Source organism: Companilactobacillus sp. FL22-1, assembly GCF_043951805.1.
In the GTDB taxonomy this organism is placed as follows: Bacteria; Bacillota; Bacilli; order Lactobacillales; family Lactobacillaceae; genus Companilactobacillus.
This window is the reverse complement of record NZ_JBINJY010000001.1, coordinates 26,250-44,440: the sequence shown is the minus strand read 5'-3', so window position 1 is coordinate 44,440 and position 18,191 is coordinate 26,250. Positions and strand designations below refer to the sequence as shown.

General features: G+C 36.9%; 18 protein-coding genes, 1 tRNA gene and 1 other annotated feature. Of the genes, 11 read left to right on the top strand and 8 right to left on the bottom strand.

The genetic code is table 11. The annotated features are described in order from the left end of the window. Nucleotides 1-11 precede the first annotated feature (11 nt). Nucleotides 12-563, bottom strand: coding sequence for a TetR/AcrR family transcriptional regulator (locus ACG72T_RS00195; RefSeq protein WP_395263921.1), 552 nt, complete (start codon nt 561-563; stop codon nt 12-14). A gap of 11 nt (nt 564-574) precedes the next feature. Further along, nucleotides 575-1,048 carry a nucleoside 2-deoxyribosyltransferase gene (locus ACG72T_RS00190; RefSeq protein WP_395263920.1) on the bottom strand — a complete coding sequence of 158 codons (474 nt, stop codon included), beginning with the start codon at nt 1,046-1,048 and terminating at the stop codon, nt 575-577. Between the two features lie 422 nt (nt 1,049-1,470). On the opposite strand from ACG72T_RS00190, the gene ACG72T_RS00185 reads away from it, so the two are divergent. Further along, the gene (locus ACG72T_RS00185; RefSeq protein ID WP_395263919.1) at nt 1,471-2,421 is read left to right on the top strand and encodes an ADP-ribosylglycohydrolase family protein; all 951 of its coding nucleotides are present in this window, start codon (nt 1,471-1,473) and stop codon (nt 2,419-2,421) included. 75 nt (nt 2,422-2,496) lie between these two features. Here ACG72T_RS00185 and ACG72T_RS00180 read toward each other — a convergent pair whose 3' ends face one another. The 3 genes from ACG72T_RS00180 to ACG72T_RS00170 are packed head-to-tail and all read right to left on the bottom strand — an operon-like array spanning nt 2,497 to nt 4,679. Continuing rightward, the gene (locus ACG72T_RS00180) at nt 2,497-3,351 is read right to left on the bottom strand and encodes an amino acid ABC transporter substrate-binding protein (RefSeq protein WP_395263918.1); all 855 of its coding nucleotides are present in this window, start codon (nt 3,349-3,351) and stop codon (nt 2,497-2,499) included. Nucleotides 3,352-3,374: 23 nt separating this feature from the next. Continuing rightward, nucleotides 3,375-4,013, bottom strand: a complete 639-nt coding sequence (locus tag ACG72T_RS00175) for an amino acid ABC transporter ATP-binding protein (protein ID WP_395263917.1) — start codon at nt 4,011-4,013, stop codon at nt 3,375-3,377. A 12-nt stretch (nt 4,014-4,025) separates the two neighbouring features. Further along, nucleotides 4,026-4,679 (bottom strand): amino acid ABC transporter permease, encoded by a 654-nt coding sequence (locus ACG72T_RS00170; RefSeq protein ID WP_395263916.1) that lies wholly within the window; start codon nt 4,677-4,679, stop codon nt 4,026-4,028. Between the two features lie 172 nt (nt 4,680-4,851). Beyond that, nucleotides 4,852-5,073, bottom strand: a binding site (T-box leader). Nucleotides 5,074-5,223: 150 nt separating this feature from the next. On the opposite strand from ACG72T_RS00170, the gene ACG72T_RS00165 reads away from it, so the two are divergent. Genes ACG72T_RS00165 through ACG72T_RS00150 form a run of 4 tightly spaced genes read left to right on the top strand, consistent with a single transcriptional unit; the run spans nt 5,224 to nt 7,976 of the window. Continuing rightward, nucleotides 5,224-5,541, top strand: a complete 318-nt coding sequence (locus tag ACG72T_RS00165; protein WP_395263915.1) for a PadR family transcriptional regulator — start codon at nt 5,224-5,226, stop codon at nt 5,539-5,541. Continuing rightward, nucleotides 5,531-6,193, top strand: a complete 663-nt coding sequence (locus ACG72T_RS00160; RefSeq protein WP_395263914.1) for a DUF1700 domain-containing protein — start codon at nt 5,531-5,533, stop codon at nt 6,191-6,193. The genes ACG72T_RS00165 and ACG72T_RS00160 overlap by 11 nt, the downstream gene beginning before the upstream one ends. Continuing rightward, on the top strand, nt 6,186-7,118 hold the full coding sequence (locus tag ACG72T_RS00155; protein WP_395263913.1) for a DUF4097 family beta strand repeat-containing protein: 933 nt from the start codon (nt 6,186-6,188) through the stop codon (nt 7,116-7,118). Before ACG72T_RS00160 ends, ACG72T_RS00155 begins: the two co-directional genes overlap by 8 nt. Before the next feature lie 57 nt (nt 7,119-7,175). Next, complete coding sequence (locus ACG72T_RS00150; protein ID WP_395263912.1) at nt 7,176-7,976, top strand: DUF975 family protein; 801 nt, start codon at nt 7,176-7,178, stop codon at nt 7,974-7,976. 87 nt (nt 7,977-8,063) lie between these two features. Here the strand turns inward: ACG72T_RS00150 and ACG72T_RS00145 are convergent, their stop codons facing one another. Continuing rightward, nucleotides 8,064-8,714 (bottom strand): metal-dependent transcriptional regulator, encoded by a 651-nt coding sequence (locus tag ACG72T_RS00145; protein ID WP_395263911.1) that lies wholly within the window; start codon nt 8,712-8,714, stop codon nt 8,064-8,066. A 117-nt stretch (nt 8,715-8,831) separates the two neighbouring features. Between ACG72T_RS00145 and ACG72T_RS00140 the strand changes: the two genes are divergently transcribed. From ACG72T_RS00140 to ACG72T_RS00125, 4 genes are all read left to right on the top strand, one after another. After that, nucleotides 8,832-9,353 (top strand): HdeD family acid-resistance protein, encoded by a 522-nt coding sequence (locus ACG72T_RS00140; RefSeq protein WP_395263910.1) that lies wholly within the window; start codon nt 8,832-8,834, stop codon nt 9,351-9,353. 54 nt (nt 9,354-9,407) lie between these two features. Continuing rightward, nucleotides 9,408-9,481: transfer RNA gene (locus ACG72T_RS00135), tRNA-Thr, on the top strand. Between the two features lie 271 nt (nt 9,482-9,752). After that, entirely contained in the window at nt 9,753-10,622 is an 870-nt protein-coding gene (locus ACG72T_RS00130) for a DegV family protein (protein ID WP_395263909.1), read from the top strand. Nucleotides 10,623-10,792: 170 nt separating this feature from the next. Then, nucleotides 10,793-12,415 carry a collagen-binding domain-containing protein gene (locus tag ACG72T_RS00125; protein WP_395263908.1) on the top strand — a complete coding sequence of 541 codons (1,623 nt, stop codon included), beginning with the start codon at nt 10,793-10,795 and terminating at the stop codon, nt 12,413-12,415. 126 nt (nt 12,416-12,541) lie between these two features. Here the strand turns inward: ACG72T_RS00125 and ACG72T_RS00120 are convergent, their stop codons facing one another. Then, complete coding sequence (locus ACG72T_RS00120; protein ID WP_395263907.1) at nt 12,542-13,615, bottom strand: acyltransferase; 1,074 nt, start codon at nt 13,613-13,615, stop codon at nt 12,542-12,544. Between the two features lie 112 nt (nt 13,616-13,727). On the opposite strand from ACG72T_RS00120, the gene ACG72T_RS00115 reads away from it, so the two are divergent. Further along, the gene (locus tag ACG72T_RS00115; RefSeq protein WP_395263906.1) at nt 13,728-14,393 is read left to right on the top strand and encodes a type II CAAX prenyl endopeptidase Rce1 family protein; all 666 of its coding nucleotides are present in this window, start codon (nt 13,728-13,730) and stop codon (nt 14,391-14,393) included. An 83-nt stretch (nt 14,394-14,476) separates the two neighbouring features. Here ACG72T_RS00115 and helD read toward each other — a convergent pair whose 3' ends face one another. Continuing rightward, complete coding sequence (gene helD, locus ACG72T_RS00110; RefSeq protein ID WP_395263905.1) at nt 14,477-16,750, bottom strand: RNA polymerase recycling motor HelD; 2,274 nt, start codon at nt 16,748-16,750, stop codon at nt 14,477-14,479. 333 nt (nt 16,751-17,083) lie between these two features. On the opposite strand from helD, the gene trpS reads away from it, so the two are divergent. Then, a complete protein-coding gene (trpS, locus tag ACG72T_RS00105; RefSeq protein ID WP_395263904.1) occupies nt 17,084-18,100 on the top strand; it encodes a tryptophan--tRNA ligase in 1,017 nt (338 codons plus the stop codon). Nucleotides 18,101-18,191 lie beyond the last annotated feature (91 nt).

Below are 18,191 nucleotides of genomic sequence, written 5' to 3'. Positions count from 1 at the left end.
AACGTTTATTTCTATTTAGACCATTTAGCAAAGAAACTAGCTGTAAAATCAATAAACTTATCACGAGAAACCTTGAAGTCGTTATCTTCAAGATACTCGACCAAACCAAGCAAACCACCAACGATAAAGCTGATCATCAATTCCGGAGTATCCGACTCAGTAATCATCTTAATCAAAGGATCATTTTGACTGGCGGGGTCCTTGCTTTTCTTCTTAACAATATCCTGTAAAATACTGCGAAATTCCGGATAAAGATTAGCCTTAGTCTGATATTGCGGTGAAAGATGATGGATAAAGCTATTATTTTTCTCCATAAAATCAGCAATTTGGTAAACAATCGTTTTAGCGTTCGAAGTATTGTTGAGCAAATCATCTAATAAATAAGAAAAAACTGCGTGCAATAATTCATACTTATCGCTGAAATAACGATAGAAAGTACTGTGATTAATCAGAGCCTCGTCACAAATATCACCAACTGTGATCTTCTCGAAGGTTTTCTTTTGAAGTAAGGAAATCATCGCGGTGATGATCGACTTTTCCGTTCGTTGAGTTACTTGTGACATGTTGCATCCTCCTAAAGTACTTTGACGTTTTCGTAATGTGGCATTAATGTATTAAAATTATAGTCCTTTATTTTTTTAATGCTATCCTTTCCGTTGAAAAAGGCAGTCAAACTTCCAGCTAGCATGAGATTTAATGGTTCGTCGGTCATATTACGAACACCAATGACAGGGACATTATTAGCAAAGGCATAGCCACATTCCCACATTGTACCAGAATCTGGCTCTAATTCGTTTTCTTCTATCTTATAGTCTAACATTGCAACAACGACATCTGAAACATTAATATTGTTGATATCATGCTTGAAGACAGCGGTTTGCCATTCGAATGAACCAAACTCGGCAGCAGTATAGTCATCTTTGCCTGGTCGGAAAATATCGCCAATCGTTTTGTTGGCAGCAAGTAAGTCCTGAATTTCATCGAGGCGTTTCACCTGATTATCACTGAAAAATGGTCCGGCTAAGTAAACACGATTCTTTTTTTCCATGGGTATGTAGCAACTCCTTTATATTTATACTCTAATTATACTGAAATGTTCGGAAAATGCTCGAAAAATTAGCTCGAAGACCGTTATTTTTTCAGTTATAAGGAGTAAATTTTCAATAAATACTATCATAAAAAATAAGTTTTAAATTTTGTTGAAAAGCCTTTTCATTTCAGATATTAGATGATATAACTTTTATAAGCACGGAGGCATTGCTTATGAAAAAGAATTTACAGAATAGTCGTAATGACAAAAGAAATGTTAGCTTACTTGCGGCACTAGGAATTTTCCTGGCATTTATTCTGCTGATTTTTTAGGGAAACGTGCTTATAGATGGGAAAAAGTAGTATTCTTAATTAGAAGACTAAAACGGCTGGGACTAGATGAAAATTTAGTCTCAGTTTTTTAATGGAGGGCTGAAGTTGGTGAATGAAAGTCAAATCAAAAATATTCTATATGCTGGCGTAGTCGGCGATGCTTTAGGCGTTCCTGTGGAATTCTCTAAACGTGATTCATACTATGTTGATTCAATGATTAATGGGGGTGTTTGGGAACAACCTGCTGGCAGCTGGTCCGATGATACTTCCTTTTCACTTCCATTAATGGAGAATTTAACTGAACAGGGTGATTTGAATCAATTAATGAAAAAGTTCGAGAATTACATGTTTCACAACGAATATACCCCTGACAATTTAGCCTTTGGTATCGGTGCGACGTGCAAAAAAGCGATCATCAATTGGTCAGTAAATCAGTATGACCCTTTAAAGTGTGGTGATCCCAGTGTAGAAGCCAATGGTAATGGGGCAATCATGCGACTGGCACCTTTGGCAATTCATTTAACCGATGAAAAAGACTTATCCAAACGGCTTAAACTGACACGTGAATATACTGTTTTAACTCATCGACATGCTCGAGCAATCGTGGGTAGTTATATTTATTTAGAAATCTTACACGGACTTTTGAATGGTCAGGCGCTGCGAACAATCTTGAGTAAATTACCTGATCAATTGAATCAAGCTCTTCAAAATCGTCCAGAAGAGTTAGCTCAATTGGCTCAATATGAATTGATGTTTCAAACAGACTTTGATGCAACACTGCGTAAGGATATCAAATCTACTGGATATGTAGTGGATACACTTTTGGCTAGTATTTGGTGTGTTTTAAATAGTACTAGTATCGATGGAGCTATCATTATGGCCGTCAATTTAGGTGATGACACCGATACGATTGCTAGTATCACGGCTACAATTAGTAGTTGTGAAAATCTAAGTGATCAAGTTAACAACGACTGGAAGTCTCAACTGAGAAATCCCCAATTATTAGAAAGCATTATTGTTCCGTTTGCTCGAAAAGAAGCGGTTCGAGAGTTAGTTTAAAGAAATTGAAAAAGAGACACTGCTGATTAATAGCGGTGTCTCTTTGTTGTTGTGTGGCTTTCAAAAATTCTTTGCTTATTTTTCAGGTTGAATTAAAGAATTATCAGAGTTTCCAAACCATTTTTTGTTGATCTTTTGTAGTTCACCAGTGTCAGCTAAGTGTTGTAAAGCTTGATCGATCTTTTTCTTCAAAGTTTTGTCACCTTTACGCATTCCCACGGCAAAGTCTTCGCCATCAAAGCCACCGGTTGTTGTCCGATAGGAACTAGGATCTTTTTCTTTACTAATATAGTAACCAGCATAAACACTATCGATCAATAAACCTTGAATACGATTAGCATTCAGATCCATCAAAGCATTGTTGAAGGAATCGTAAAGGACCGGTGTTTTGCCTTTGATGTAGTTCTTGAGCATTTGTGGATGTTCATCGAGAAGACTAGCTCCAGAAGAACTAGTTTGAGCTCCTAAAGTTTTGTTTTGCATGTCCTTAAAACTGGTAATATTTTCCTTAGTTTTGGTAACTAAGACTTGGCGGTTAGCCATGTATGGGCGTGAAAAGAGCAATTGTTTTTGACGAGCAGGTGTAATAGTATAACCGTTCCAAATTAAGTCAATTGTCCGATTTCGTAATTCAGTCTCCTTCATGTTCCAATCGATCGATTGAAAATCGGCTTTGATGCCGTATTGTTTAAAGACAGCTTTGGCTAAATCAATATCGTATCCGACAAGCTGCCCATTTTTTTCACGAAAGCCCATGGGAACGAAGGTATCGTCAAGTCCAATAATGACACGGCCTCTCTTTTTGATGTGAGACCAAGTGTCAGCGGTATTGGCCTCTTGGGCCACCGACTTGGAGTTATCTGAACAACCGGCCAGACTGAGACTGAAGAAGGCTAATAAACTGAGTAAGATAAATAGCTTTTTTTTCATATTATTTATTAATCCCCCTATTTCTAATCATTTAATGGTTTAACTTCAAGCAGTTGGTCGGCAATTTTTTTGGCAAAATCAGGGTCATGGGTAATGACGATTTGAGTAATACCGGTATTCTTGAGATCTAAGATCACTTGGGCAACGGTATCGCGTAAACTTGGATCCAAAGCTGAAGTTGGTTCGTCATAACAGAGGATCTCTGGTTTCATTGCCAAAGCTCGTGCAATAGCAACTCGTTGTTTTTGACCTCCAGATAGTTCAAAAGGATATTGATTTTTCAAACTGGTCAATCCTAATTGTGCTAAGAGGTCTTCTACATTTTTTTCAGCAGTTTTTTTATCTTGTTTTAAAACCATTTCCGGTGCTAAAACGATATTTTCTAAAACTGATAAGTGCGGAAAAAGATTGAAGTCTTGAAAGACTACCCCGACCACTCGTTCTTTGACAGATTCGCCGAAGGGATCAAAAGTTTGCCCGTTGAGGAGAAAACTGCCTGAATCCACTTTTTCTAAACCAGCAATGCAGCGTAACAAGGTAGTTTTACCAGCACCACTAGGTCCGACAATACTAAGGATCGAATTATCTTTGACCTCGAGATTGAGGTTATTTAAGATGGTCTTGCCATCGAAGCTTTTAGTTATATTTTCTAATTTCAACATATTGATTTTCTCCTAACGGTAATAACTGAAACGTTTTTCTAAGACTTTAAGCACCCAAGTACAGATCAGAGTTAATAGTAAGTAAATGACACCAACTAATACTAGTGGCAATAAGGTTACATCACGTGAACTGGCAATGTTTCCAGCTCTTAGTAAGTCGCCTAAGCCAATGACATAAACTAAAGATGAGTCTTTGACTAAGTTAATAACTTCATTTCCAATTGAAGGAAGGACGATTTTGATAACTTGAGGAATAATAATTTTTCTGATCGTTTGCCAGTAACTGAGTCCCAATACTTTAGCACCTTCGAATTGACCTTTGCTGACAGTACTAAAACCACCACGAAAGATTTCTGCAAAGTAAGCTGTGTAATTCAAGATAAAGGCAAACAAAGCGGCGTCGTAACGTTCAAAGACGATATGTGCGAAAGGCATGTTAGGTAATCCGTAAAAGACAAAGATCAATTGTAATAGCAGTGGCGTTCCCCGCATGACCCAAATATAAAATGATAAGATCCAGCTCAAAGGTTTAAACTTCGAGCTTCTGCCCAATGAGACTAGAACGCCTAGTGGCAGGGAACAAATGATTGTCCAAAAGAAAACCTTCAAGGTCATTACAGTCCCACTTAATAGTGACGGTAAAATTTCAAAAATATAATTTAACATGGCTAATTTCCCCTTTGTTTAAATACAAAAAAATCCTCTAGCAAAATAATGCTAGAGGACGTTTTGACGTGGTTCCACCTCGAGTTCGTCAGCACTTCACAATACTGACCTCAAGAAGTTATTGCAAACAAAGTAGTAGCCAAAATAAAAACCCCCTTAGTCAAAAACTGACTAAGAGGGCGAATTTTCGCGGTACCACCTCTGGTTACTAATATCTCACGATATTAGACTCATGAAGTTACAATAACTTCAGCTGTAACGGTGCTACCGAAATGACCTACTATAATTCAATCATTCAACTTACAGATGTGTTTCATCAAGGACCAGATTAACTCGCACCACCGTTAACTCTCTGAACTGATTTGCTCGATTACTCTTCTGTCGTCGTTTTTGTATTTGTTTTAAAATGTTGAAATTATCGTACGACCATTAATAAATAAAGTCAAGCTTTTTTATTAAAAATTGACATACGTTATTATTTATAATATATTGTTAATGAACAAATATTATACGACGTATAATATCATAGAAACGAGGAGATCTTATGGCAATTCAAGTCTCAACCGAGATTCTTGAAGGTTCGGTGCTGGCTTTGTTAACCAAAGAGGATTACTACGGTTATGCGCTAACCCGGGAAGTTAAGAAAGTATTTCCAATTTCGGAATCAACCATGTATCCGATTTTACGTCGTCTAAAGAAAGAAGCTTGGTTAAGCACATATGATCAAGCTTATGAAGGACGTAATCGCCGTTACTATAAAATAACTGATCAAGGTTTAGAACGTTTAAACCAAATCAAGAGTAACTGGCAAGAATTAAAAACTGCGACAGATGCAATCTTGGAGGGGAACAATGAAGAATAAGGTGATTGATTCTTACATTGATGAATTTGAAATATATTTACATCAGTTAGATGCAAAAGAAAAACAGGACGTCTTGGAATTTTATCGAGAATATATCATTGATGCTAATCTACAAACTAGCGATGCTATCATCAATGAATTAGGAACTCCTAAGCATTTAGCTCGAAAAGTCTTAGCAGATTATTCGATCAAGATGTCAGAAGAGAATTATCAAAATGTCCAAGAGGGCGAGATCACCAGCAATCAACGTTTTTCACGTAATTTGAAGATGATCGGTTTAGTCATTTTGGCACTAATGGCTTCACCAGTAGCTATTATAGTGGCAATTATTTTAATTCCGTTGATTCTGTTATTCATCGGGATAGCTGTTTTTATGGTCTTGTTATTCCTTTTCCTAGTAGCAATGTCAGTGGTTGGTGGAATCGGGGCTATTTTCATGGGCGTCTCAGTCATCTTCCAATCATTTGCGACCGCTATTTTCTATATTGGAATTGGTCTATTGATTCTGGGAGTCGATTTCTTCATCATTCCGATCATTATCGCACTGTTCAAATGGTTCTTCAGCGTCATCGTAATTTTCTTCCGTTGGTTAGGTAAGAAATTATTGCATGGAAGAAAGACACCAATGAAGGGGGAAAAACAAAATGCGTAAGTACTTCGTAACAGGTTTTTATTTACTGATAATTGGTGGCTTGCTTTTACTTGGCGGAGTTTTGATGGGGGCTAATAGGTCAGTCATTTGGGATCACGGATTCAAAGTGGCACAAGAAAAGGATGAGACTTATCCACTTGCCGATTTCAAGAATGTTTATGTCGAAGGCAAAGACGTTGATGTCTCCATTCGATTTGGTGACCGTTATAAGATCCATATCGCCGGCGACAAATCACAAGCACCTACGTATAAAGTTAAAGATGATACTTTATCAGTTGTCGGACCTGAGAAAAAAGGTTCAATCGGCGTCGATGTTTTAGGACATGAAAAGGTAACTATTACTATTCCTATGAACAAGAAGTTAGACAATGTTCATTTGAGAACGGCCAAAAGTAACTTGCAGCTCAATGATGTAACGATAAACAGTTTGGTGAAAACCGCTCAAGACATGGACTATGACTCCAATATAGCTCTAAATGATGTTACGATTCATAACGCCGCTGATATAACGGTATATAACGCTGCCTTTAATGTCAAAAATTCGAATATTACTAACTTGAATTTAGCGGGGAGTGAGTATTCAACGATTAAAACAGACAACACCACAATTAAGGATTCGCATTTGAACTTGGATGGTTCTACCTTGGCAATCAAGCAGTCCAATCTTGATTCAATGCACGCCGTCATTAATCATGGAAAAGTCAATTTAACTAGCACTGTTTTGATGAATAAGAATAAATTCGATTTGTCTAATTCTAGTAAATTCACTGGTAGTAATCTGACTGTCGATGGTTTGAAATTGGCCCTTGATAAAGGTTTAGTCAGATGCTACAACAAAAATTATGGTATTCAGTATGAAAATAAAGCTGATGCTGCCAACTTGCTTGATGTTAAGGGTACTAAGGGAACGATTACGATTAAGTAAATTAGGTTGTCATAGTTAACTTTGTTATAATAGGAGTATTTATTGCGAGGGATATAGATGAATACTAACTATAATCGATTATCTGCCATGGAGATTCGTCGGGAAGCTCATCGAGCCTTTCGAAAGGATATTAGAGGGACGATTTCATTAAATGTCATTCCCATTCTCTTAAGATTTTTGGCAGTATTTTTTGGAACTAAACTGTATACAAATTGGATGAGTAACTTAAATGTTAATCTAGCTGATCCAGGTCAAGCTAGCCGTCGTTTAGCTGAAATTTCTAATAGTATGGCTAACGATCCTAGTTCTGCGGATAAGTATATGTTGACGTTGACGCCACAAACGAGTGTGGCTGTTTATGCTTTTATGTTATTCTTCATTATGATTTGCGTAGGGGTTTCTTATACCTTACTAGATAAAATCAGAAATCCTGATTATCAGATCAATTCACTGCGCGACAGTCTTCAAGCTTTTTCAGGAAGGTACTTCTTTCCGTTGATCTTTATCACGGCGCTCTTCGGCTTATTCTTAGAAGCTGGGTTGATGCTGTATATCATTCCTGGAATCTTCTTCTTCTTGATATTTTCACAAGCCTTTTTTGTTTTCAAAGATGACGTGGCCGATCAGGGAAAGTGGAATTTCAGAATGGCTTTTTCAACCTTTAGTCGTAGTTCAATCTTAATGCGTGGTTACAAATGGACTTACTTCTCACTTTGCTTTGAATTCTTCTTTTGGGAAATTCTTAATGCTTTAACGCATGAATTATTGTCTATTTGGCTCCAGCCTTATGAGCAATTGACAATGGCAATTTTTTACCAAAAAGTTTTAGAAAATAATCGACAAAATCAACAAAAATAAACGAAAGTATCACCAAACATGATTAGCTTTCGAATATAAAAGTAAAGCCGCCTCTGATTCAAAATGCTGAATCAAAGGCGGCTTTTTTTAACGTGTTTCAACGAAAATATAATCAATGGCTTTTGCACCAATCGTAATGTTAGTTCCATCGGCTTTTTTGACAACTAGTGAATTATCAAATTTTTCATGTTTGATGACTTCAATTGTATCGTCAATTTCCAAGTTTAAACTGCCAAAGTATTGTAAAAAGTCATAATTATCGGAAACTCGCACGATTTGTACTTTCGTACCGTCGGCAATCATACTGAGCAATTTGTCGTCAGCGTCAGTTTCACCTTGGCCGTTACCAGGAATGATACCACCGTGTGGGCAACGTTGAGGATGATCCAAAAAATCATTCAGACGATCAACTAAGTCGTCATCAGAAGAATGTTCCAGTGCATCGGCGTTATGATGAACATTGTCGACGGGATATTTTAAACATTCGTGAAGGAAAACTTCCCATAAACGGTGGGTCCGGACTAATTTTTCCGAAACCTTGTTACCCTTTGGAGTTAAGACAATTTTATTGTAAGGAGAATGCGTTAAATAGCCCTCACTAGCTAATGCATTCAACATTTCAGTAACGGATGGGGCGGAAACATTCATGATTTCGGAGATCCGTTTGTTGGTAATTTTGGTAAAATCATAATTTAATTCATAAATAGTTTTTAGATAATTTTCTTTGTTAGGGGACAATTTTGCAACCTTTCGTTTAACCTAATAATATTATTAGCCTCTTTATTATAGCGCATATCGTTAAACTTTGATAATTTATAATGTTAAAATGTTTACATTAAAAGGGAGGGATTTTTTATGAGCGAGCCAAAACGCCGCTTTGATTGGTTCGGTTTTATTATTGGACTGATCTCTTTGTATGCGGGTTATTTAGTGATCTGGTATCCATTGAAAAGTTTGTCAACGATTGCAGTTATCTTTGGGGTCTTTGTTATTTTAAGAGGGGTCTACCAACTGTGGTTCGGTTCTCAAATGACACGTTTTCTAGGTGTCAGAAGTGGTTGGACAATTTTTTCAGCCATAGTTAATATTATTATCGGTATTATTTTTATCGCACATGTCAACGTAGGTGTGATGGTTATTATTTACATGTTTGCTATTTGGTTCTTGCTAGATGCCGTTTTCCAAATTATGACTTCACGGTTCTACCATTTCTTCGGAAAAAAATATTATATTTTAATCGTAATTTTGGCATGTTTGAACCTACTATTCGCCGTTATCTTGCTGTTCAATCCAGTGCTTGCTGGAGGCTTTATTGTTTTCATGCTAGCCTTCTTCTTCTTTGCAACTGGAATTTCCGAGATTATTGAGGCATTTTAATAAAAAAGCATTTTCTACGTCTATAAATTTTGGTAAAATGTAGGAAGTGTAAATGCCGTCTTAGCTCAGCTAGGTAGAGCATCACCATGGTAAGGTGGGGGTCGTCGGTTCAAGTCCGATAGACGGCTTTTTAAGTTTAAACGAGCAAGAATATCAGTTTTCTTAATAAGAGAGTTGAATGTTGTTAAATCAGCAGTTTCAGCTCTTTTTTGTTTTTCTAAATGTTTTACACATATGGGAAAATTCGTATACTACCTCTATTTTTTGAGATTAAAAAAGTAATATTTCCTCACAAGAATGTCCTAATGTTCGGTAGGAGATGAATAAATGGTATTATTAATCAGTAATTTAAATACAGAATAAATTTAAATTGCTACTTCAACTTTAGGAGGTGGGAGCATGTATCAAATATTAGCTGATTCAGAGTGTGACTTGCCATTGGAAGTTCTTCAAGCAGGTAATGTCAAAGCAATCAGTTTTCACACTAAAATAGGAGACCGGGATTTGATCAATGACTTTGGGGAAAGTTATGATATCGATGACTTCTATAAACAAATTAAAGCTGGTACGATGCCTACTACGACTCAAGTGAACGTTGGCGAGTACTTTGAATTCTTCAAACCATATGTCGAAAAGAAAGTTCCGATCGTGTACGTTGGATTTTCCAGTGGGCTCAGTGGGTCAATGTCAAGTGCTAATCAAGCTAGGGAGATGCTCTTAGAGTCTTATCCAGAAGCTGACATTCGTATTGTTGATACTTTAGCTGCTAGTGGTGGCGAAGGCTTAATGGTCTTGAATGCTATCAGATTACAAAAGTCAGGTGCCACGTTAGATGAATTTGTGAAATGGTTTGATGACAATAAAATGTTATTGCAATCTTGGTTCACAGTCGATAATTTGAACTATCTTTATCACGGCGGACGTATTTCACGAGCTTCGGCAACATTGGGGACTATCCTGCAAGTTAAACCGATTCTTGATGTTGATCCCAATGGTAAATTAAGGATGGTTTCTAAGGCACGAGCCCGTAAGAGATCACTCTTGGAGATTGCGGATAAAGTCATTTTGGCGATGTCTAGCGATCCCCAGCAACCGATAATTATTACCACCAGTGGGGATTATGACGCGGCTGAAGTTGTTAAGGCACGAATTTTAAATAAATTTAGTCAGGCTGATATAAAAATTTATCCAATCGGGATGACAATTGCTAGTCACACTGGATTTGGATGTGTGGCAGTCTTTGCTTTTGGCGAGACACCTCGGGTCTAAATAATAATGAAATTATAATTTAGCTATTCAATTACGATTGAATGGCTTTTTTTTAATATAATTTGACAATCAAATTTTAGAGCGTAATACTTGCGTTATAAGTAATTTATTACCAATTTAATAAAATTGATAATAATTACACTAAATTGATGAGGGTGATTTAGTTAATTATGCTAAGAAATAAGGGTAAAGAATGGGCATTATCCTGTGTAGCTGTCAGTGCGGCAGTACTTATGGGAATGAGTACAACAGTCTATGCCGATACAACCAACAATAATGTTAATTCAGAAAATACAACAATTAATAAAGAAAGCGTTACGTCTGCTCAAACACAGAGTTCAGCTGTGACTCAAGCAACTAATGACTCTGTACCCGATGGGGGACATGTAAGTGATGATTTTTCTAATGAAAGTCAAAATCAACTAGGTTATGCGTCAAACTTCCATATTTTTGCTAACGAAGCTCATTTGAATGCACATACTAACGGAAATGTTGCTGTGGGGGATTTTTATGGCAATGTTAACTTTGGTACGAATGTCATTGATGGTGGTTTAGATAGAGAGGTCTCATATATTCAAACACCACACAATATTGCCAGCAGTTCTTTTGTAACGAGTGGCGATACACGTGATAATAAGGTCGTTTTCGGTGAGAACAATAATATTGATGTTTCAAACAGCAATCGTCCAGCAATTAACGGGACTAATTTGGATCACATCAATGGACAAGAGATTTACCAAGATAAGAATAGTAATGAATACATTGATATTAAGAACTATCTGGATAACTTTTTAAGTAACAAGTCGACTTCTTTAACAGCTAAGACGCCACAAGTTTCAGTAACCAATAGTGACTTCCCCGATAAAAATCAGCGCATTATTAATTTACAGGAGTACCAAGTAACCGCTGATAACAAAATTATCATTGATTTAGATCCTAGTGTATTAAATGAGAATACGCCATTAACAATCTTTGGATTATCTGATACTGCTGGTGGTACCAACGTTATCATTAATGTTGATACTAAGGGTCAAGATCCTTACGAAGTTAACTCACAAATTAAGTTGATTTATAGCGATGGGACTACTAACAATGATGTCACCCGTCCTAATCAGGAAACTGAATACTTCGATGACAACCATTTGCTTTGGAATTTCTATGACAGTACAGCAGCAGATAAGCTTTATCAAGGCCAGGTCAATATCCAACGCCCATTCCAAGGTAGTGTTCTAGCTCCTAAAGCAACAGTAGACGTTAATGCCAACTTAGACGGAAATATTGCCGCTAATAAGGTTGTTGTGTCTGCCGAAACTCACCGTTGGGATTTCCAAGACGATTCTGAAACGGAAACTGAATATGAACGTCCAATAACAATTCCTGGAGAACTACCAGAGTTACCTGGTGAAGAAGGCAATGAAGGCGGCAATATCATAGATCCTGATGATGAAGAGGAAGCAGAGGTTGATCCAGACACTGGTGACCTTATCGAAGTTGATGGAGGCAGTGAGGGTCAAAAACCAGATACTGATGACGAAGATGATTCAGAACAGGACAAGGACAAAGATCCTAACGATGAAGACAAGTTATTAACTGACGATAATTCGGATAAGGATAGTTCTGATAAAGACAGTAACGATACTGAATCACAGACGCCAAATAATATAAATACTGATAAGTCAGGACTATTGCCTCAAACAAGTCAAACAAATGGAATTTTGATTACGATTGGCGGCTTGATTTTGTTAGCCTTTGGCTTGATCTTAAAAGCAACTCACATTAAAAAAGAAGATTAATTAATCTTAACCTTTTAGTTTGGAAGTTAATTTCGAGCTAAAAGGTTTTTTATTTAGAAACTAAAAAAGTCTCTGAAACTTTCTGACAATAATTTCATCAGATGGTTATCAGAGACTTTTTATTAATTATTTCTTTTTATGAGTTTTTCCAGTGAGCAAGTAGTTAAGACCAGGGATCAAACTAAAGATCCAAATAATGGCAACAGATAAGATGGCTACAACGATATACCGCAAGAATAAGGCAATCAACCCATGTACGGCTATATTTGAAGCAAACCATGGTTCAACGTACAAGATAAAAAGGTTGTGAACAAGGTAGACGCCAAAGACTAGTGGTGACAAGAATTCAAAGACTTCGATAGTCGTTTTAGATGTGATGCGGTTGCCCCATTTTTGTAAAAGAATGAACGCAGCGACAGACATCACGGGAATAAAAATTGAAGTTACGTAATAACCATTGTTAGGGTCATAAATTTGAGGTACAGCGGTTGAAACGTAATTTCCAGCAATGCCAGCGATTAGAAAAGTCAACAGTAGGACAAAATTATTAATATTTTCAACTTTTACTTTAGTTAACAGATAGCCAAGAATAAAGTAGCCCGTAAAACCGCCAATCAAAAAGAAATTAGCTACTGGGGATAAAGTCAGCATCGCTTGTTGGTCTTTGGGTAACAATACCGCTAAAGATGGTAACAACGAACAAGCAACTAACCAAATACCGGTAATGTAAACTAACATTTCCGTAGTCGCATTTTGAACAAAAGTTTTGATGACTGGAGAAAGAATATAGATTCCGATCAGAGGATACATGAACCAAAGTGTTGGTGAGGTGGGATGGTTCAAGATGGTTTTAACGGAACTAACAACATTGTGCAGCGATAAAGCATGAGCATAGATTCCGACAACAATCGGTGAAATAATTGACCACATAATGAATGGAACCGCAACTCGAGGAATTCTTTGTTTCCAAGTGTAAGTAAGTGAAGTAGTTTTTTTGCTATTCAGTAATAATGACCCGGAAATCATGAAGAATACTGGTACGCTGATATGGGCCAAATAATTGAGGATTTTGGTTACTTGCCACTGACCGGTACCGATATTTTGGGTTGTGTCGATAGCTGATACGTGAATAAAAATGACCAAAAAGATAGCGATAACTCGAATGAAATCAAGATAAAAAATACGATGGTTTTTATTCATTAATAAGTCCCTCCAAGAATACTCTATTAATAATAGTTGAAAACCAGTTGAAAATGAAGCATTAGCGTATGATATAATTACAAAGTAAAATTATTGATTGGAAGAAGTTAATATGCGCGTAGGAGATTCCCCAAGTACCGATTTTACCAGATATCTGATTTGGATAGCATTTTCGATTATTACCTTATTTTTAAAAAATAATGTGGTAAATCAAAAAGGATTTAATATTCCTTTGTTGTTTTTGTTTATCGCTGTCGGATTAATTACGTTATTCTTGATGATTAGAAAATACATCCGTGAAGAGAATTCTTTCTCGGATACGGCGGAGGGCTTCGTTTATTCATTAGTGTCTAATGCTGGCTTAGTTAGTTTAATGATCATCATGGTTTGTCTTTTGAGAATCATGATCAGTTATTTGCAAGTAACTGGAAAGCTAGCTAGTTTCGTTAATGATGATATTTTGAGTTCAGACCAGAATGTTTTTTTATTTGATATGATTGCCAATGTGTTCGTTATAGCGGTTCAGCAACAGTTAGTTCAGACTGGATTTTTCTTTAATTATTTCTTTAGAAAGACTTCTTCAAGCGGTGCCATTTTAGGAATCATTTTTAGTGGCTTAATTGCAGGTGCCATCAGTTTACCTGGTTCGTTATTGCAGTTTGCTATGATGACAGCTTTAGGTTGGTGCTACGCCTTGACATATCTTTATACAAAAGATGAAAAAATGGCGATTTTTGTAGCCATGGTCAGTGCAGCGGTTGGTACGATTATAATTTAATGTAAAATAAATAGATAACAGAAAAACAGCCACCAAATTTCAACTTTAGGGAATTTGGTGGCTGTTTTCATGTTTAAAATAATCTATTTTTCGGTAATTAAGTCAGCTGATTCTTGGCTCAATAGTGGCGACAAAGTTTTATCAACACAGAGAGTCAAACTGTGCATGGCTCTTGTACAAATCGTGTAGAGGACATCAACGCTGCGGGAGTCAGGATAATTCTTAGCTGAAATATCGTGGCCAATCACGGCGTCAAATTCCAATCCTTTGGCTAGATAAATTGGTAAAACTAGAATTCCCTTGGGAATAGAACGGAAATTGGCATCAACAAGGGTCACAATCGATTCATCGCTAAAGTGGGTATAAATCTGTTCCGCTTGAGCTTGATTACGGGTCAAAATAGCGACTGTATCGTATTTCTTGTTCAATTCACGTGCGGTATCTTTTAGACCCTGATAGTAATCGTCGTTGTCGAAGACTTTGATTACGGGATCTTCACCTTGTCTGGAGAAGGCTTTAACTTCGTCTCCATTAGGGAGTAATTTAGTCGCAAAGTTAGTGATTTCAGCCGTGGAACGATAACTTTGGTTCAAAGTTATTGTGGTGATCTTCTTTTTCTTAAAGAGATCGTTGACTTCGGTAACTAGATCTTTTTGACGATAAGAACTAGTCAATACATCTTGCGCTCTATCTCCTAATAGGGTCATTTTAGCGTTAGGGAAAGAGTGAGCGATATATTTCAATTGCGCCATCGTATAATCTTGAACTTCATCAATGAAAATATGTTGGATGGCATGATTGATTCCACCATCAGTTATTAAATCACGTAAGTACAGGATGGCAGTGGCGTCAGAAAGATTCAATTTATGAGCTTCAATTTGATCATCGATTGATTCGATCATAGTTTGCCAAACATTCTCTGAAACTAAGTCTTGGCGTAATTCATTGAGTAAGAAGAGGTATTCTTTGTAGGGATTGAAGAAATAATTATTGATCAAAGCGTTGTAAATTGGGGCATAACGCTCACGTAAGAATTCTTCGGCAATGATTTCACGTTGATTGGTCGACTCTTCGATATTGTGATCAGTAATGATCTGTTGAAAGTCTTCATCGAATAAGTTGTCGATCTCTGCTTGTACCCAGTCTTCTGTTCGATCTTCATGGATGCGTCTTTGTAGACGCTTGATCAAGATATTTTTAGTTTTTAAGAAACGGTCAGGGATGTGATAGGCATGATTGACTTGATCATAAATTTGGGCAATTTCTTCTTTAGTAAAGAAAGGTTTGCCATCAAAAATAACATCTTCAAAATATAAAATATGGTCAGGGTGGTTTTCTTCAAGTTGGGCTAACTTATCGAGAAATGCGCCGCTTTCTTTATATAAGCGCATTTTAATAGTTGTCTCTGGTAAGTTGCGTTCGTCTTTTTCATAGCGCTCAAAGAGAGTTTCAACTTGAATACCAGTCAAACGCAGTGCCAAAAATTCGTTTAAAGTAACTTGTCGCATATTTCTTTCCCCAAGACTTGGTAAGACTTCTGAAATATAGTTACTGAAAAGTTTATTTGGTGAAAAGAGGACAATATTGTCAGCGTTCATAGTTGAACGTGAATGGTAGAGTAAGTAAGCCACCCGCTGCAAAATCGCAGAGGTTTTACCAGAGCCAGCCACTCCTTGGACTAATAAAACGTCTGAATGGGTATCACGAATGATAGTATTTTGCTCATGTTGAATCGTTGCGACAATGTTTTTTAAATATTCATCGCTATATTCACTGAGGACGGACTGTAGGATTTCGTCGCCCACAGTTTCGTTAGTATCAAACATTGTTCTAATTTGATTATTAACGATTTGAAATTGACGTTTCTTCTTTAAATCAACCGTTGTTGGCCCGTTGGGAGTTTGGTAATGAACTTTACCAAGCATACCATTGTAGTAGATTCCCGAAATTGGTGCCCGCCAATCGTAGATCAAAAATTCGCCATCATCGTCTTGCAGGGTAGAAGTTCCAATATAAAGAGTGTCCTCTTCGCCATCTTCAACGATATCGATTCTGCCGAAGTAAGGCGATCCTTGGAGATTTTCGAGTTTTAATTTATTGGAGTTTAAAATATTTTCGTTTTCGACTGCCAAGGCCACCAATTGTTTCTGCTGTTGCACAGATGCATTAGTTTCCATTTGGTCATCGACTTCAGTAGTATTGACTTTGGTATTTTCACCGTAATTACGTTCGATGCGATGCGTTTCTTGATGTGCTTGAGCAATACTTTTATCAACGCGTTCAATTCTTCTGTCAATCTTGTCAGCAACTAAATTGACGCGCTTTTGTTCTTCTGCTTTCGATTGATTGATCGTCATAAAAAATACCTCTCGTTGACAATTTGTTGGTTTTTCATTATGCTAATAGCAATTAGAGTACATTACAGCATAGACATTTTTTAGTACTAATTCAAGTAAGTTGGTTCAGAGAATAACTTCATGGCTGAAAAAGTTATCAACCTTGTTTTGGGAAATGGGTTTGGTTTGTTACCTTATAACTTAAAGTGGTAGATTAAACTCTACAAGACAGGTGGTACCACGCTTTGGCGTCCCGTTATTAATAGATAACGGGGCGCTTTTTTATTTTTAAGCAGACCAGTATTATAGCACCTTTGAAATGTCGATGCACATGTAATTTTTGGAGGAAATAAAATGAAAACTAATACAATTTTAACTGGAGACCGTCCTACTGGTAAATTACATATTGGACATTATCTTGGTTCCTTAAAAAACCGAGTTAAGCTCCAAAATGAAGGCAAGTACAAGATGTTTATCATGATTGCCGACATGCAAGCTTTGACCGATAATGCCAGAGATCCAGAAAAAATTCGGACTAGTCTGATTCAAGTAGCCTTGGATTACCTTTCAGTAGGAATCGACCCAGCAAAGACGAACATTTTAGTTCAATCCCAGATTCCAGCTTTGAATGAATTGACGATGTATTATCTTGATTTAGTTTCCTTTGCTCGTTTGGAAAGAAATCCTACTGTTAAGACTGAGATCAAGCAAAAGAGTTTCGGTCAAAGTATTCCTGCAGGTTTCTTAACTTATCCTGTCAGTCAAACTGCTGACATCACAGCATTTAAGGCTGATACAGTTCCAGTTGGCGATGACCAAGAACCAATGATGGAACAAGCTCGTGAAATTGTCAGAACGTTCAATAATACTTATAACGTTGATACTTTAGTGGAACCAGAAGGCTACTTCCCACCAAAAGGACAAGGCAGATTACCTGGGATTGATGGTAATGCCAAGATGAGTAAGTCATTGGGCAACTGTATTTATCTATCTGATTCAGCTGATGAAGTTACTAAGAAAGTTATGTCAATGTACACTGATCCTGATCATATCCACGTTGAAGATCCTGGCAAGATTGAAGGCAATACGGTCTTTACCTATCTTGATGCCTTTGGAACAGATACTGAAAAGATTGCTGAATTGAAAGAACAATACCAAGCTGGTGGTTTAGGCGATGTTAAGGTTAAACATTATTTGAATGATGTTTTACAAGAAATTCTCGAACCAATCAGAAACCGTCGAGCTGAATATGAAAAAGATATTCCTGGCGTTTACGATATCTTAAAGAAAGGTAGCGATAACGCTAATATCGTTGCTAATCAAACACTTTCTGAAGTTAGAAAAGCAATTGGCGTTAACTACTTTGATTAATTTCTGAAAAAATAATATTGATTTCATGAAAACATATTGCACTTAACTCTTGATTTTATCAAGAGTCAGGTGTAATATGTTTTTTTGTTCC